At 62.4% G+C, this 14726-nt stretch carries 16 protein-coding genes; 7 read left to right on the top strand and 9 right to left on the bottom strand.

What is annotated here, in order from left to right:
• Positions 1–3 precede the first annotated feature (3 nt).
• The 3 genes from pth to ychF all read left to right on the top strand — a co-directional run bounded on the left by pth (position 4) and on the right by ychF (position 2491).
• Positions 4–744, top strand: coding sequence for an aminoacyl-tRNA hydrolase (pth, locus tag AC56QP_RS26220; RefSeq protein ID WP_489862832.1), 741 nt, complete (start codon positions 4–6; stop codon positions 742–744).
• Positions 745–747: 3 nt separating this feature from the next.
• Positions 748–1311 (top strand): hypothetical protein, encoded by a 564-nt coding sequence (locus AC56QP_RS26215; RefSeq protein ID WP_489862833.1) that lies wholly within the window; start codon positions 748–750, stop codon positions 1309–1311.
• Between the two features lie 76 nt (positions 1312–1387).
• Complete coding sequence (ychF, locus tag AC56QP_RS26210) at positions 1388–2491, top strand: redox-regulated ATPase YchF (RefSeq protein ID WP_489862834.1); 1104 nt, start codon at positions 1388–1390, stop codon at positions 2489–2491.
• 93 nt (positions 2492–2584) lie between these two features.
• Here the strand turns inward: ychF and AC56QP_RS26205 are convergent, their stop codons facing one another.
• The 3 genes from AC56QP_RS26205 to AC56QP_RS26195 all read right to left on the bottom strand — a co-directional run bounded on the left by AC56QP_RS26205 (position 2585) and on the right by AC56QP_RS26195 (position 6106).
• Entirely contained in the window at positions 2585–5008 is a 2424-nt protein-coding gene (locus AC56QP_RS26205) for a choice-of-anchor D domain-containing protein (protein WP_489862835.1), read from the bottom strand.
• 1 nt (position 5009) lies between these two features.
• Positions 5010–5774, bottom strand: a complete 765-nt coding sequence (locus AC56QP_RS26200; protein ID WP_489862836.1) for a hypothetical protein — start codon at positions 5772–5774, stop codon at positions 5010–5012.
• Positions 5775–5839: 65 nt separating this feature from the next.
• A complete protein-coding gene (locus AC56QP_RS26195; RefSeq protein WP_489862837.1) occupies positions 5840–6106 on the bottom strand; it encodes a hypothetical protein in 267 nt (88 codons plus the stop codon).
• 569 nt (positions 6107–6675) lie between these two features.
• Here AC56QP_RS26195 and corA point away from each other — a divergent pair.
• The 3 genes from corA (at position 6676) to AC56QP_RS26180 (ending at position 8705) form a co-directional block, all read left to right on the top strand.
• Positions 6676–7650, top strand: a complete 975-nt coding sequence (gene corA, locus AC56QP_RS26190) for a magnesium/cobalt transporter CorA (RefSeq protein ID WP_489862838.1) — start codon at positions 6676–6678, stop codon at positions 7648–7650.
• Between the two features lie 126 nt (positions 7651–7776).
• A complete protein-coding gene (locus tag AC56QP_RS26185) occupies positions 7777–8238 on the top strand; it encodes a MaoC family dehydratase (protein ID WP_269905180.1) in 462 nt (153 codons plus the stop codon).
• Positions 8235–8705: a MaoC family dehydratase gene (locus AC56QP_RS26180; protein WP_489862839.1), complete on the top strand. Its 471-nt coding sequence runs from the start codon at positions 8235–8237 to the stop codon at positions 8703–8705. Before AC56QP_RS26185 ends, AC56QP_RS26180 begins: the two co-directional genes overlap by 4 nt.
• Positions 8706–8866: 161 nt before the next feature.
• On the opposite strand, the gene AC56QP_RS26175 is transcribed toward AC56QP_RS26180, so the two are convergent.
• The 5 genes from AC56QP_RS26175 to petA all read right to left on the bottom strand — a co-directional run bounded on the left by AC56QP_RS26175 (position 8867) and on the right by petA (position 13705).
• Positions 8867–9412, bottom strand: a complete 546-nt coding sequence (locus tag AC56QP_RS26175) for an adenine phosphoribosyltransferase (RefSeq protein ID WP_497100983.1) — start codon at positions 9410–9412, stop codon at positions 8867–8869.
• Between the two features lie 186 nt (positions 9413–9598).
• Positions 9599–10744: an alpha-hydroxy acid oxidase gene (locus AC56QP_RS26170; RefSeq protein WP_489862840.1), complete on the bottom strand. Its 1146-nt coding sequence runs from the start codon at positions 10742–10744 to the stop codon at positions 9599–9601.
• A gap of 197 nt (positions 10745–10941) precedes the next feature.
• Positions 10942–11799 (bottom strand): cytochrome c1, encoded by an 858-nt coding sequence (locus AC56QP_RS26165; protein ID WP_489862841.1) that lies wholly within the window; start codon positions 11797–11799, stop codon positions 10942–10944.
• Positions 11800–11826: 27 nt separating this feature from the next.
• A complete protein-coding gene (locus AC56QP_RS26160; RefSeq protein ID WP_091579103.1) occupies positions 11827–13128 on the bottom strand; it encodes a cytochrome b in 1302 nt (433 codons plus the stop codon).
• A gap of 16 nt (positions 13129–13144) precedes the next feature.
• The gene (gene petA / locus AC56QP_RS26155; RefSeq protein ID WP_489862842.1) at positions 13145–13705 is read right to left on the bottom strand and encodes a ubiquinol-cytochrome c reductase iron-sulfur subunit; all 561 of its coding nucleotides are present in this window, start codon (positions 13703–13705) and stop codon (positions 13145–13147) included.
• Positions 13706–14009: 304 nt separating this feature from the next.
• On the opposite strand from petA, the gene AC56QP_RS26150 reads away from it, so the two are divergent.
• The gene (locus AC56QP_RS26150) at positions 14010–14354 is read left to right on the top strand and encodes a cupin domain-containing protein (RefSeq protein WP_489862843.1); all 345 of its coding nucleotides are present in this window, start codon (positions 14010–14012) and stop codon (positions 14352–14354) included.
• A gap of 60 nt (positions 14355–14414) precedes the next feature.
• On the opposite strand, the gene AC56QP_RS26145 is transcribed toward AC56QP_RS26150, so the two are convergent.
• The gene (locus AC56QP_RS26145; protein ID WP_489862844.1) at positions 14415–14726 is read right to left on the bottom strand and encodes a DUF6665 family protein; all 312 of its coding nucleotides are present in this window, start codon (positions 14724–14726) and stop codon (positions 14415–14417) included.

The following is a 14726-nucleotide window of genomic DNA, read 5'->3' as shown; positions in this document are numbered from 1 at the left end:
ACGATGCTTGTCTTTGCAGGCCTCGGCAATCCGGGCGCGAAATACGCTGACAACCGACACAATGTCGGTTTCATGGCGGCGGACGCTATCGCCCGCCGCCATTCCTTTTCGCCCTGGTCGAAGAAATTCCAGGGTCTGATTTCCGAAGGCACGCTTGGCGGCGAAAAGATCGTCCTGATCAAGCCGCAGACCTTCATGAACCTGTCCGGCCAGTCGGTCGGCGAAGCGCTGCGCTTCTACAAGCTCGGCCCATCAGCGCTCACCGTCTTTTACGACGAGATCGATCTTGCCGCAGGCAAGGTTCGGGTCAAGGTCGGTGGCGGCTCCGGTGGCCACAACGGCATCCGCTCGCTCGACCAGCACGTCGGCAAGGATTATCGCCGTGTACGCATCGGCGTCGGCCATCCCGGCGTCAAGGAGATGGTCCATGGCCATGTGCTCGGCGACTTCGCCAAGGCCGACCGCGAATGGCTGGACGTGCTGCTCGACGCGATAGCCGACGATGCCGGATTGCTGGCCAAGGGCGACGACAATTCCTTCATGAACCGGGTGACGCTCGCCTTGCGCGACAAGCTCGTGCCGACCGGCGACGACGACCGCCCTCCACCAAAAGCGCCGAAGACACAAGGCCCAAAAGCCCAGAGCCACATTCGTCAGGCACGCCCGCAGCAGGCACCCGCCAAGCTGCCGGACTCCGGCCCGATGGCCGCCATGCTGAAGAAGCTGTTCGGCGGCAAGGATTAGGCCATGGACATGGATGACGTTCAGGAACTGGTCCGCCGCATCAGGCAGAGATATGTCGACCAGTTCGTTTCCGCTGTCGGCGAGCTTGCTGCCAACAGCCGCGGATCGCATGCGAGCGAGGTCAAATACGCGAATGTCGATTCCTTTTATCGAAATTTCATCGCCGTCGACTTTGTCGCCAATGACGGACAGCCAAACCCGCAATTCATCAACAGCGATACCTATCTGAAATTCTCTCCGGATATCCACGCCGGTATTGGTGGAATGGGTGTGTACATCGCACCGTTCAAATGGGACGAGGTCGGTTTCAAGTTCGACACAAAGAACCTCGACTCCGACCTCTTCGACGAATGGTTTCACAGCTGGTTCGATATCGATGGAGAGCGTGAAACAGTGGAAACCGTGGGAAACATCATTCACAGCGCGCTATTGCTCGATGGACGGATGACGATTGATTTCGGAACTGCCGACGTGGACGCGTTCTGGCACCTGTTGCAGATACTGAGCTGGTCCGGCGTTCGCTCGTTGGCCATTGGCACCGACAATGTTGCACAACCTCTAAACTGAATTGCGCCTTGACGATCATCGGCCCTTTCCCCCATAGCCCTGATCAAATTTCGATTTCCCGATAGGACCAGACACAATGGGTTTCAAATGCGGCATCGTTGGCTTGCCCAACGTCGGCAAGTCGACGCTCTTCAACGCGTTGACCAGGACGGCGGCGGCGCAGGCCGCCAACTATCCGTTCTGCACCATCGAACCGAACACCGGCGAGGTGGCGGTGCCCGACCCGCGCCTGCAGAAGATTGCCGCGATCGGCAAGTCGAAGGAGATCATCCCGACCCGCATCTCCTTCGTCGACATCGCCGGCCTTGTGCGCGGCGCCTCGAAGGGCGAAGGGCTGGGCAACCAGTTCCTCGCCAACATCCGCGAGGTCGACGCCATCGTGCATGTGCTGCGCTGCTTCGAGGATGACGACATCACCCATGTCGAGGGCCGCATCGACCCCGTCGCCGATGCCGAGACCGTCGAGACCGAGCTGATGCTCGCCGACCTCGACAGTCTCGAGCGCCGCATCGTGCAATTCCGCAAGCGCGCCGGCAGCAAGGACAAGGAAGCGATGACCGTGCTGCCGATGATGGAGGCGGCGCTCGAACTGCTGCAAGCCGGCAAGCCGACCCGCGTCCTGCTCAACGGCATCTCGGCGGACGACCTGCGCATCCTGCAGGGCTTGAACCTTTTGACCTCGCATCCCGTGCTTTACGTCTGCAACGTCTCCGAGGCCGATGCCGCCACCGGCAACGAGCATACCAGGGCCGTGGAAAAGATGGCGGCGGCACAAGGCGCCCGCACCGTCGTCATCTCGGCCGCGATCGAGGCCGAAGTCGCCCAGCTCTCCGACGAGGAAGAGATGGAATTCCTGTCCTCGCTAGGCCTCGACGAGCCCGGCCTGAACAAGGTGATCCGTGCCGGCTACGAGCTGTTGCACCTCATCACCTATTTTACCGTTGGGCCGAAGGAGACGCGCGCCTGGACCGTGCACAAGGGCGACAAGGCACCGCAGGCGGCCGGCGTCATCCACACCGATTTCGAGCGCGGCTTCATTCGCGCCCAGACCATCGCCTACAACGACTTCATCACGCTGGGCGGCGAAGTGGCGGCCAAGGAAGCCGGCAAGGCCCGCGACGAAGGCAAGGACTATGTCGTCCAGGACGGCGACATCATGCTGTTCAAGTTCAACACCTGATCTGCCTGCTGACAAATCCCCGGCGCGCGACGATTCCGCCGCGCACGGTCCGACGCGGCGATTGTCCTCGATGTAACGCGCGATGCGCTCTACTTATTCGTCGTCCTCCTCGTCGTCACCATCGTCGTCGTCGCAGCAATCGTCGCAGCATTTTTCGCAACCGCATTTGTGGTGCTCGTGGCCTTCGCACTTGCAGCCACATTCCTCCCAGATCGTATAGGCCATCACGTCCAGCGTCTTGACCGGCATCACCGGGTCGTCACTGGTGATGATCAGTTCGCAGGCGCGCGGGCACTTCTCGTTTGCCTTGTAGCAAACGGTGAGCGCCATGCACGACCCAGCATGCAATGTCGCCGGGAACGGGTTGTGGACCAGCTTCCAGTGATGGCTCTTGCGCTTGAAGGCGACGCTCGTCACGTGCAGGGCGCATTCGCCGACATTGCAGATCGAGATTATCCGCTCAGCCCGGCAGCAGGCCTTGACCCCGCCGAAGCAGAGCGAGCCGGTAACGGCGAGCTTGCCGCTCGGCGCTTCGCCCTTGACCACGATGTCGTGTGGGCTGCCGGGATCGGTGCTGGTGACGGTGATCGTCGCCGCCTTCGCGCCAAAGCTCTTCGGCGCGAAGCGTATCGGCAGTGGCAGCGATGCGCCGGCCCCGATCAGCAGCGGATAGAACAACGCCTCGGGAACCAGGAAGTCCGGCGAGGACGATGCCGCTCCGGTGACCGTCAATCCGCAATGGCTGCCATTGTTGAGGATGAGCGGCTCGTCGCGGAACGACCCGACGCAGACCTTGCCGAAATTACCGGTGTCAGCGATCAGGAGGTTGAGCTTCGGCCCTTGCGCCAGGCCCGATACGTGGACCTTGTGCGGCCCGGCCGGATCGTCGCTGAACACGGTGATGGTCGCCGCCTTGAGGCCGAGGCTGGTCGGCTCGAACCGGATCGGCAGATCGATGGCGTCGCCGACACCAAGCTTGATCGGATAGGACAGCACGCTCGGCGTGACGAAGTCCGGCGACGACGAGACAATGTTGGTGATCGTCAGCATCGCCGTGCCGCCATTGTCGATGGTCAGTTCCTCGTCCGTAAACGAGCCGAGGCAGACATGGCCGAAATTGCCCTTGTCGGCGATGCCGGTGACGACCCTGCCGGTCCCGGGCGCGACCTTGAAGAAGAACGGGTCGATGGACACCGCCACCGGGGTGACGTTGTCCGTGGCCAGCAGCGTCTTGGTGGTGAAATTGGCGTTTCGCTGGAATTTGACGCCGTTGGGAAAGTTGGCGGTGTCGGGCGTGTTGTTGGCGCTGAAGATGCCGTAGAACGAGCGTCCGACCGCCATCATGTAGAGATAGTCGCCGATATAAGGCTGGAAACTCGCCGCCGGCGAACTGGCCGGCGTGGTGGCCAGCGTATAGGTGCTGATCGACCCGAAATCATTGGTCGTCAGTTCCAACATCGTTTCCCAACGCTGGCTGGGCGCCAGGCCGGTGACCTGCTGGTAGACGAAGCCGAGCCGGCCCGCCTCGTTGATGGCCAGCGCCGGATTGGTCGCATTGGCTATGCTGCGCAGGTTGCCAGACCAGGTCACCCCGGAATCGGTCGACTTGCGTACATACAGCGTATAGGTGCCACCCGTCTGGTCACCCCAGCAGGCATAGACGACCGCGCTGTTGTTGGGGTCGACCGCGATCGAAAGATCGCCGCCGATGCGCTGCTGGCCGATGTTGAGGCCCAGGAACGGGTTGTCGACGCCCGTGGCGATGCGCAGGCCCTGGTTGAGGTCGCCCGGATCGGTCAGCGCGGTGTACGGCGTGGCGCCGCTTGCCCAGTTGTCGTCGCGCACGACCACCACGTCGAAGGACGCGAAGCCGGGCAGAGCGGCATAAAACAGCGCGTAGACCGTGCCGTTCAGGTGGATGGCCGGCCGCGTCTGGAAGCCATCGCGGGCGACGGTACGGCCTTCGATGACGAAAGTGCTGGTCGCGGGTGCGGCGATTGCCGCGTCAAGCGACTGGTCGACCGTTGCCGGTATGTTGGCCGGTGCGTGGTCGTTGCTGCCGACATAGACGCGGTCCTTGCCGGCGCCGGGGCCGGAAGGAACCGTCGCCGCCTGTACGAAGGGTTGATCGTCGTTCTTGCGCGTCGCCATTCTGAACATCGTCGTGGCGCCGGAGAAGTCGTTGGTCCGCAAGATGTCGAAATTGATCGACGAGATGCCGCCGCCGCCCCACAGCACGCCGGCGTAGAGGTTGCCGCTCGTCGTCGCGAAGCGCAGCGTCTGGTCGCGCACCGGCGTGCCGGCGATCAGGTCCTTCAGGCTCCAGGTGGAGCCGCCATCGTTGGAAAAGAAGATGGGGGAATTCTTGCTGCCGGCATTGGGGCTTGGCGTGAAGGCTGTTCCGGCGATCTCCAGCGGATTGGCGGGATTGACCGCCAGATTGGGTTCGCTGTCCTGGTTGGTCTCCCCGCTCGAGAGGTTGGGGATCATGTTGACGATTGTGAGGACGTCCGACATCTCAGCGACCTCCCTCTTGATCGATCAGTCGCCGTACCTCGCCTTCGCGGTCCGCAGGCAGGAAGTCGAGCGGATCGATCGCCTTGTGGATGGGCCTGGGCAGGTCGCGCGGATGGTCGTCCTCGTCCCCTTGCTCAGCCAGGTGCAGCAGGAAGATGCCGTGTTGCCCTTCATGCAGCTTCGGCGATTTGTACCAGGCGATGTCATGGCTATTGGCGAAGAGGACTTCGACCTCTCCCTTCGGTTTTTTCCCCTTGTGGACGGTCCGTATGGCCACGCGCGCGATGCCCCATTCGGGATCATGCTCCGAGCGCGGCGGAAACGGACGCTCCAGCACCCTCGAAGCCGTGACCTCGCCTGTCACGATCAGGTTGGCATGGCGCACGCGTTCGGCCAGTGGTCGTTCAGCGGCGGCACGCAGCATCTCGGCGGTCTCCTCGCGCGCTTCCGACGTAGCGCGGCGATGGCCGAGTTCGCGAACGACGAGATCGTCGCCCAGCGACACGACGTCGGTGAAGAAGACGAATTCCTCGCCGCCTTCGAAGGTCGCCCTCTGTTCGGTAATGACCAAAGCGTCACGGCCGTGCAGGCCGCGTAATTCGGCGGTGCTGTGCATCACCTCGTCGATATGGATCCTGATTGTTTTTTCCGCCGGGGAGCCGCGTCCGGCATCGCCTTCATCACGGCCTGAACGATCTTTGTCCGGCACTGCCTTGCCCCGGAATATGAAACCGGCTTCCTCCGGGCGTCGTTCGTCCGTGCTCATGGCGCACTCCTCCCAACGGACGAAACGTCCGCGATGAAAACGATCCTAAATTTGCAGTCCGGAAACTAGTTTCGTACTGAAGCGTTCCCTGCCCGGCTTCGCCGGAAGAAATGCACAAGCGCAATGCCAATTGCGAGGCCAAGCCCAGCTTCGCTGAAATCAATCAGGAAATAGACCCAGCTGAGCTGGACCTCGCCGCTCAGTATGGTGGCGAAAGCGCCTGCCGCGAAGACCGCAAGAATGGCAAGCACGGAACGCATCCGGCCAACCGAGGTGCACCAGACCAGCGCTCCTAATACAGATCCGAGGATTACCGGTACGATTTCGTCCATTGCGCAAACCCTCCAGTGTTGCCGACTGTTTCGAGTCGACAATCTTAAACGGCCAAACAGGATCAAAAAAATCGTATGAGTATCCCCAGTGTACTCTTTGCTATATTCGGTGTCACTAATGATTTTCGCACATTTATTATTTCTACATTTCTACTAACAAGGGCCGTAGAATTTTATTTCAACTTTACGAAAATTAATGGAAACTCGAAAGGATTGGGTTCCGAGCCACTTTAGGAGTTACTTGAAAAGCAATGGCTTGAGCGCTTTGCCTCACTATCGGCCAGCGCGCCGTCGCCGCGCTTCATCCCAACTGCGTGGCGTGCGGCATGTAGGCCGACGGCGCAGGCGCCGATGCGGGCCGCCAACTCCGTGACATCGAACCCAACTTTGGCGCGGAGACGATGCCTGACCAGGTTCTGGCTAAGGATCGGCGGCGACGTCAGGGACCGGATCGTCCGCGCGCGCGATGGACCGGCGTTCAGACCGCTTGACTGCCCCTGGCGCCGGGTCTAAGGGCGGTCGCACTCGACCTGAAACGACCACGAGCGTCCCCAAAGGGAGACCCGACGATGATCAAGGCCTTCGTCGTCGACAATGATCGTCTGCGCGTCGTCGATGATCTCCTGGCAAACGGCGACGCCGTCGTCTGGGCGGATCTCCTCAACCCGACCAAGGAAGAGGAAGCGACGATCGAGAGCTGGCTCGGCGTGGCCATTCCGACGCGTGAAGAGATGGAGGAGATCGAGATTTCGAGCCGCCTCTATGTCGAGGACGGCGCCTACTTCATGACCGCCACCCTGCCTGCCCACACCGAGGTCGACGATCCGCTCATGTCGCCGGTCACCTTCGTGCTCGCCGGCACGAGGCTGATCACCGTGCGCTACCACGAACCGAAAGCGTTCAAGACCTTTCCGCAGCGCGCCGAGAAAGTGGCGACCGGCTGCACCAGCGGCGACACCATCCTGATCGGCTTGCTGGAGGCGATCGTCGACCGCCTCGCCGATATCCTGGAACGCGCCGGCCGCGACATCGAGGCGATCTCGCGTGACATCTTCCAGGCAACCTCGACCAAGGTGTCCAAGCGCAACCGCGATTTCCAGGAACTCTTGAAGGCCATCGGCCGCAAGGAGGATATCGCCTCCTCGATCCGCGACAGCCTGATTTCGCTGCAGCGCCTCGCCGGTTTCTTCGCCCATGCCTCGACCCGGACCAAGATGAGCAAGGACACCAAGGCGCGCATCAAGACGCTGTCGCGCGATGTGCTGTCGCTTGCCGACCATGCCACCTTCCTGTCGCAGAAGATTTCCTTCCTGCTCGACGCCACGCTCGGCATGATCTCGATCGAGCAGAACGCCATCATCAAGATCTTCTCGGTCGCCGCCGTCATCTTCCTGCCGCCGACGCTCGTCGCCTCGATCTATGGAATGAATTTCGATGTCATCCCCGAGTTGAAGTGGGAGCTGGGCTACCCCTTCGCCGTTGCCATGATGGTGCTGTCGGCGATCCTGCCCTTCTGGTATTTCCGCCGCCGCGGTTGGCTCTGATCACGCTGTTGGTTGTTGGGTTCCGACAAACTGGCGCAGCAGAAATCGCTTGACCAAATGCCCTTCGGCCTGCATCCGGAAACCCCCATCCTGGGGATCGCGGGTTCCTGAGCCGGATTTCAGACCATGACTGCAAAAACCTGGGCCTACGAGGATTTCGCCGAGGGCACGTCGCTCGACCTCGGCACCAAGCTGGTGAGCGCCGCCGAAATCATCGAATTCGCGCAGGAGTTCGACGCCCAGCCGATGCATCTCGACGAGGAAGCCGGCAAGGCCAGCATCCTCGGCGGACTGGCGGCCTCCGGCTGGCATACCTGCGCCATGTTCATGCGCATGCTGTGCGATGCGTTCCTGCTGGACTCGACCTCGCAAGGCGCGCCCGGCGTCGACTACGTCAAGTGGAAGAAGCCGGTGCTGGCCGGCGACACGCTCTCCGGAAACACCACCGTGCTTGCCAGGCGCGTGTCTAGGTCCAAGCCACAGATCGGGCTGGTCACCATGCGCAGCGAACTGTTCAACCAGCGCGGCGAAAGCGTTTTCGAATTCGAGAACACCTGCATGTTCCTGACCCGTGAGGCCATCGCGTGACCCTCGACGAGTTCTTCTGCATCGGCACCACCATCACGCTCGGCTCGCACAAATTCGAGCCCGAGGCGATCAAGGCATTCGCCAGGAAATACGATCCGCAGGTCTTCCACGTCGACGAGGAGGCTGCAAGGGACAGCGTCCTTGGCAGCCTGTGCGCCTCCGGCTGGCACACCGCCGCTACCTGGATGAAGTACAATCTCGAAAAGCGCATGGACGCCGAGGGCGCGGAGTGGAACGGTCCTGGCCCGATGCCCGAATTCGGCCCCTCGCCCGGGTTCAAGAACCTCAAATGGCCGAAGCCGGTCTATGCCGGCGAAACCGTCACGTTTACCCGGACAGCGCTTTCCCACCGCCCGATCGCCTCACGTCCCGGCTGGCGGCTGCTGGCGCTGCGTTCGGAAGCTTTCGATTCGACCGGCGACAAGGTGCTTGAGTTCGAAAGCGCCGTGCTGGTGAAGACGGAATAGACTCTCCCTTCGCCCCGTTTAGGGGGAGCCCGAAGGGCGGATGAGGGGCGGCGCCCGCGCTGGGAGTTCGCGTTGCCACCCGGCCCTTCGCTATCGCTCCGGGCGTCCGAGACCTTTGAAAGGCCCACTGGACCTTTCAATTTGCCTTCGGCAAACCGGTCTCAAACCCCCTCGAACCCGATCAGCGTCCTCACCGGCACGCCGAGCGCTTCCAGCTTGGCGCGGCCGCCGAGATCCGGCAGGTCGATGACAAAACAGGCGGCAAGGATGTCGGCGCCGATCTGGCGCAGCAGCTTGACCGCGGCCTCCGCCGTGCCGCCAGTGGCGATCAGATCGTCGACCAGGATCACCTTCTCGCCCGGCGAAACACCGTCCTTGTGCATTTCCATCTCGTCCAGCCCGTACTCAAGGCTGTAGGCGACGCGCACCGTTTCAAAAGGCAATTTGCCCTTCTTGCGGATCGGCACGAAACCGGCCGAGAGCTGATGGGCGACGGCGCCGCCAAGGATGAAACCGCGCGCTTCGACGCCGGCGATCTTGTCGACCTTCTGGCCGGCATAGGGATGCACCAGCTCGTCGATGGCGCGGCGGAAAGCGCGCGCATTGCCGAGCAGCGTGGTGATGTCGCGAAACAGGATGCCGGGCCTGGGATAGTCGGGAATGGTGCGGATCGCGGCAAGCAGCGTGTCTTCGAGCGACGGTTTCATGAGGCGGCTCCGGATGATCCAGGTTCGGCTGACAGATACGAGCTGCCGCTGAGGTCAATCGCAACCCCGCGCGGCCGACAACGGCTAGCGCGATGCGGCCGTCGAGACAAGCGCATCCGGCAAAGGATTGGCCTAGCCGGCGCGGCGATCTTCCGCATCCGCCATGGCTGGCCCCTTCCCGGCCGGCTAGCGGAAACGCAGGTTCTTGCGTGACAATTGCTCGATCGAACTGCAGCCCATCAGCTTCATGCCGCGTTCGATCTCGACCCGCATCTGTCCGAGCGCCCGTTCGACGCCCGGCTGGCCTGCCGCCGCGAGCGGAAACAGATAGTAGCGCCCGACACCGACTGCCTTGGCGCCGAGCGACAGCGCCTTCAGCACATGCGTGCCACGCTGCACGCCTCCATCCATGATGACGTCGATGCGGTCGCCGACCGCATCGACGATCTCAGCCAGCTGGTCGAAAGCCGCCCGCGAGCCATCCAGCTGCCGCCCGCCATGGTTCGACAGCACGATGCCGCTGCAACCGATCTCGACGGCGCGCCTGGCGTCCTCCACCGACATGACGCCCTTGAGGCAGAACGGGCCCGCCCACAGCCTGACCATCTCGGCGACGTCGTCCCACGTCATCGACGGGTCGAGCATCTCGGTGAAATAACGGCTGATCGACATCGTGCCGCCGCCCATGTCGACATGTTCGTCCAGTTGCGGCAACTTGAACCCCTCATGGGTGAAATAGTTGATCGCCCAGGCCGGCTTGAGCGCGAACTGCAGCATTCCGGCGAGGTTGAGCTTGAAGGGAATGGCAAAGCCGGTGCGTTTGTCCCGTTCGCGGTTTCCCCCTGTGATGCTGTCGACGGTCAGCATCATCACTTCGACGCCAACCTCCTTTGCCCGCTGCATCATTGCCCTGTTGAGGCCGCGGTCCTTGTGGAAATAGAACTGATAGACCTGCGGGCCGCTGCTGATCGTGCGCGCCTCCTCGAGGCTGACGGTGCCAAGCGAGGAGACGCCGAACATCGTCCCGTATTTGGCGGCGGCCCTGGCGACCGCGCGCTCGCCCTGATGATGGAACAGCCGCTGCAAGGCGGTCGGCGAGCAGTAGACCGGCATCGCCAGCTTCTGGCCCATGACCGTCACCGACATGTCGATCTCGCTCACCCCGCGCAGCACGTTGGGAACCAGGTCGCAAGTCTCGAAGCTTTCGGTGTTGCGGCGATAGGTGACCTCGTCGTCGGCAGCACCGTCGATATAGTCGAAGATCGGCCCCGGCAGCCGCCGTTGCGCCATGCGGCGGAAGTCGGAAAAATTGTGACAGTCGCTGAGCCGCATCATCGAATTCCAAATGCCATGTCGTTGGCGATCCTTTCGCCACTGGTCCTGCGTGGCATACCAACCACATGGCGCCGTGCCAACGGACTTGTTCGACCAAGACGGCAACGACCGCTGCGTCGCCGGCAATGCCCGCTCCAGCAAGCAAAAAGGGCGCCTTCCGGCGCCCTTGCATGATCGTGTTTCCTTCGGCGCGGTTAGTGCGCGACGCCTTCCCACACCTTGCGCTTGGTGAGATAGACCAGCGCGCCGAACAGCAGCAGGAACACCAGCACACGGAAGCCGGTCTTCTTGCGGTCTTCCATGTGCGGCTCGGCCGCCCACATCAGGAAAGCCGACACGTCGCGGGAATACTGATCGATCGTCTGCGGCGAACCATCGTCATAGGTCACCTGGCCGTCGGAGAGCGGCTTGGGCATCTTCAGCGACACGCCGGACATGAAGTACGGGTTGTAGTGGGTGCCTTCCGGGATGACCATTCCAGCCGGCGGCGTCTGGTCGTAGCCGGTCAGCAGCGAATGGATATAGTCGGGGCCGCCTGCGTCGTACTGGGTGAAGATGTCGAAGACGAATTGCGGAAAGCCGCGCTCGACGCCGCGCGCCTTGGCCAGCAGCGACATGTCGGGCGGAGCAGCGCCGCCATTGGAGGCAGCGGCGGCTTCCTCGTTGGCGAATGGCGCCGGGAAATGGTCCGACGGCTTGCCGGGACGGTCGAACATGTCGCCGGCGTCGTTGGGACCGTCATGGATCGTGTATTCGGCTGACAGCGTCTTGATCTGGGCGTCGGAATAGCCGAGGTCCGAAAGCGTGCGGAACGCCACCAGATTCATCGAATGGCAGGCCGAGCAGACTTCCTTGTAGACCTTCAGGCCGCGCTGCAGTTGCGCCTTGTCATAGGTGCCGAACGGGCCGGTGAAGCTCCAGCTCATCTCCTTCGGCTCGTTGATCGGGAAATGCGTCGGCGCGGCCGCGTTGTGTGCCTCTTCGGCCGCGATCGCTCCGGTGCCGGCGGCCACAAGGCCGATCAGCGCCAGCGAGGTGAGAATCTTTTTCATGCCAAATCCCCTTAGATTCTCTACCGCTCAGCCCTTGGTCTCTGGCGCGGCCGTGGCGCCCGCCGGATGTCCGCTGCCGCCCTTGTTCTTCTCGAGCACCGCCTCTGTGATCGAGTTCGGCAGCCTTCGCGGCGTCTCGATCAGGCCGAGCACCGGCAGCACGATCAGGAAGAAGGCGAAGTAGAACAGCGTCGCCATCTGCGCCATGAACACATAGCTGCCCTCCGCCGGCTGCGAGCCGAGCCAGCCAAGCAAGATGGCATCGACCACGAACAGCCAGAAGAACAGCTTGTACCAGGGACGGTAGACCGCCGAGCGCACCTTCGAGGTGTCGAGCCACGGCACCAGGAACAGCATGGCGATGGCGCCGAACATGCACAGCACGCCGCCGAGCTTGGAGTTGATCGGCCCGACGTTGAAGGTGATGGCGCGCAGGATCGCGTAGAACGGCAGGAAGTACCATTCCGGCACGATGTGGGCCGGGGTCTTCAGCGGGTTGGCGACCGTGTAGTTGTCCGGGTGGCCGAGATAGTTCGGCAGGTAGAAGACGAAATAGGCGAAGACGAACAGGAACACGATCATGCCGAACGCGTCCTTGATGGTCGCGTAGGGCGTGAAGGCGACGGTGTCGGTCTTCGACTTGACCTCGATGCCGGTCGGGTTCGACTGGCCCACGACATGCAGCGCCCAGACGTGCAGCACGACGACGCCGGCGATCATGAACGGCAGCAGATAGTGCAGCGAGAAGAAGCGGTTAAGCGTCGGATTGTCGACGGCGAAGCCGCCGAGCAGCAGCTGCTGGATCCAGTCGCCAACCAGCGGAATGGCGCTGAAGAAGCCGGTGATGACGGTGGCGCCCCAGAAGCTCATCTGGCCCCACGGCAGCACGTAGCCCATGAAGCCGGTCGCCATCATCAGCAGGTAGATGATGCAGCCGAGGATCCAGAGCAGCTCGCGCGGCGCCTTGTAGGAGCCGTAATAGAGGCCACGGAAGATGTGGATGTAGACGGCGACGAAGAAGAACGAGGCGCCGTTCGAATGCAGGTAGCGCAGCAGCCAGCCCGAATTCACGTCGCGCATGATCTTCTCGACCGAGCCGAAGGCGAGATTGGTGTCGGCGGTGTAGTGCATGGCCAGCACGATGCCGGTCAGGATCTGCGCCACCAGCATGATCGACAGGATACCGCCGAAGGTCCACGCATAGTTGAGGTTGCGCGGCACCGGATAGGCGACGAAGCTGTCATAGACCAGCCGCGGCAGCGGCATGCGGGCGTCGAACCAGCGTCCGAGACCGGTCTTGGGCGTATAGGTCGAGTGTCCCTCGCTCATCGAAATATCCCCTGCCTCAACCGATAAGGATCTTGGTATCGGAAATGAACTTGAATACCGGCACTGCCATGTTCTCGGGCGCCGGACCTTTGCGGATGCGGCCGGCCGTATCGTATTGCGAGCCGTGGCACGGGCAGAACCAGCCGCCGAAATCGCCTTCCTGGCCGAGTGGGATGCAGCCCAGATGCGTACAGACCTGAACCATCACCATCCAGGCTTCCTTGCCGGGCGTGGTGCGGTTGGCGTCGGTCGCTGGGGCATCGGCCGGCAGATTGGCGTTGCGCGCGATCGGATCCTTGAGGTCTGAAAGCTTGACCGCCTCGCCGTCCTTCATCTCCTGTTCGGTGCGGTTGCGCACCACGACCGGCTTGCCGCGCCACTTGACGATCAGCGACATGCCCGGCGTCAGCGAAGAGACATCGACCTCGACCGAGGCGAGCGCCAGCGTCGAGGCATCGGGGCGCATCTGGTCGATGAACGGCCAAGCAACCGCGCCCGCGCCGACCACGGCGGCCATGCCGGTGGCGACGTAGAGAAAGTCTCGACGGTTGGGATCGTGGATGTCGGTTGCGCTCACGGGTGCCTGATCCTTTCGCCTCTTCCGCGCCGGTGGCCGAGCCTTGTTCCCCGCTCATTCACGCCAACCCGACAGCGCATGGCGAACAGGCTAGCGAATTCCTCCGGCATTTGGACTTCGGTTTATGCGTGAAGCCCGTTTTTGTCCAGACGGGTGAAGGCACATGGGCAGATTGTCGCGGGGACAAAATCCGCCACCAGGCAAAGTGACGTCGAACATCGCTAAACAACCGGGAAATATCAGCAAAATCCGGTGTTCTTGTTTGCCTCGACTCACGACGCCGGTGTGATCTATCCTTGGCCGCATGGCGCATGTCATCGATCGCGAGGAATGGGCTGTTCGCTCCGACCACTGGAAGGGCGAACTGCAATGCGGCGCCTACGGTTCCAACTCCTGCCTGATCTTCAACTATCTGCCCGACATGGGCGGCGGCCCGCGGCTGCACACGCATCCCTACGCGGAGATCTTCATCATCCGCCAGGGAACCGCCCTGTTCACGGTCGGCGACCAGGAGATCGAGGCCTCCGCCGGCCAGATACTGATCGTTCCACCCAACACGCCACACAAATTCACCAATCTCGGCCCCGGTCCGCTGGAAACGACCGACATCCACGAGAACGGTGCGTTCAGTACCAAATGGCTGGAGTGACCATGATCCCGAAAAGTGGAACCCGGTTTTCGGCAAGGATCATGGTCAAACAAAATAGACCTATTTCGCGCCGAGCCTGACCAGCACCGCTTTCGGGATGTTGTATTCGCGGATGACGCCATCGTGCTTTCGCAACCCGCACAGTTCGCGCTGGATGAAATAGCCGTGAACCGCCTCGGCGGCCTCCTTGAGAAGCCGGGGGCGCAGGTGTTCGTCGGCATTGTCGCGCAGCCGGGCCAGCGTTTCCTCGACCCGCTGGCCGGCACGACCCAGTGCCGCCGCCTTCTCGGCAAGGATCTCATGGCCGAGCGCGTCGAAGGCGGCTTCGGTGGCCGAGGTGCCGGCAAGATGAGATGGCGGACGCAAGGACAT

It is taken from the genome of Mesorhizobium sp. RCAM 05104 (assembly GCF_059683645.1).
Note: the sequence above shows the minus strand (reverse complement) of the source record. Positions and strands in the feature narration are given on the sequence as shown.

Excerpts from the sequence above, each read along its gene's own strand:
- pth (WP_489862832.1), top strand. The coding sequence starts at position 4 with ATGCTTGTCTTTGCAGGCCTCGGCAATCCGGGCGCGAAATACGCTGAC.
- AC56QP_RS26205 (WP_489862835.1), bottom strand. The coding sequence starts at position 5,008 with ATGTCGGACGTCCTCACAATCGTCAACATGATCCCCAACCTCTCGAGC.
- AC56QP_RS26165 (WP_489862841.1), bottom strand. The coding sequence starts at position 11,799 with ATGAAAAAGATTCTCACCTCGCTGGCGCTGATCGGCCTTGTGGCCGCC.
- AC56QP_RS26200 (WP_489862836.1), bottom strand. The coding sequence starts at position 5,774 with ATGAGCACGGACGAACGACGCCCGGAGGAAGCCGGTTTCATATTCCGG.
- AC56QP_RS26170 (WP_489862840.1), bottom strand. The coding sequence starts at position 10,744 with ATGCGGCTCAGCGACTGTCACAATTTTTCCGACTTCCGCCGCATGGCG.
- AC56QP_RS26150 (WP_489862843.1), top strand. The coding sequence starts at position 14,010 with ATGGCGCATGTCATCGATCGCGAGGAATGGGCTGTTCGCTCCGACCAC.
- AC56QP_RS26175 (WP_497100983.1), bottom strand. The coding sequence starts at position 9,412 with ATGAAACCGTCGCTCGAAGACACGCTGCTTGCCGCGATCCGCACCATT.
- AC56QP_RS26145 (WP_489862844.1), bottom strand. The coding sequence starts at position 14,726 with ATGTCCTTGCGTCCGCCATCTCATCTTGCCGGCACCTCGGCCACCGAA.
- AC56QP_RS26160 (WP_091579103.1), bottom strand. The coding sequence starts at position 13,128 with ATGAGCGAGGGACACTCGACCTATACGCCCAAGACCGGTCTCGGACGC.
- corA (WP_489862838.1), top strand. The coding sequence starts at position 6,676 with ATGATCAAGGCCTTCGTCGTCGACAATGATCGTCTGCGCGTCGTCGAT.
- AC56QP_RS26215 (WP_489862833.1), top strand. The coding sequence starts at position 748 with ATGGACATGGATGACGTTCAGGAACTGGTCCGCCGCATCAGGCAGAGA.
- ychF (WP_489862834.1), top strand. The coding sequence starts at position 1,388 with ATGGGTTTCAAATGCGGCATCGTTGGCTTGCCCAACGTCGGCAAGTCG.
- AC56QP_RS26195 (WP_489862837.1), bottom strand. The coding sequence starts at position 6,106 with ATGGACGAAATCGTACCGGTAATCCTCGGATCTGTATTAGGAGCGCTG.
- AC56QP_RS26185 (WP_269905180.1), top strand. The coding sequence starts at position 7,777 with ATGACTGCAAAAACCTGGGCCTACGAGGATTTCGCCGAGGGCACGTCG.